Annotated in this window: 1 pseudogene; it reads right to left on the bottom strand. The window is 74.9% G+C overall.

Annotated elements, in window-relative coordinates:
* Nucleotides 1-287: pseudogene (locus tag CCN29_RS36555) on the bottom strand (glycoside hydrolase family 15 protein); the annotation flags it as partial.

The raw sequence follows: 287 nt of genomic DNA on the forward strand, positions 1-287 counted from the left end.
CCGGCAGGCTCGTCGTCGGCGCCGCCACGATCGCCCCGGTCGGCGCGTACGTGAGCAGCTTCAGGGTGAGCGCCGAGCGGTGCACCATCTCCCGCCAGCGGCCCCGGTAGCGGGACGCGGCCAGCCAGTTCCGCCAGTAGCGCACCGTCGCGGAGAACTCCTGCTCGGCCTCCTCGTGGGCGCAGCCGCGCGGCGTCAGCGCACCGCCGACCTGGTCCAGCGCGAACACCGCCGTCTCGCCCTCGGCCAGCTTGAACTCGGACCGCACGTCCTGCCCGTCCGGGTCC

Origin of the sequence: Streptomyces pseudogriseolus, from assembly GCA_002154585.1 — a bacterium.
Taxonomy (GTDB): domain Bacteria; phylum Actinomycetota; class Actinomycetes; order Streptomycetales; family Streptomycetaceae; genus Streptomyces; species Streptomyces pseudogriseolus.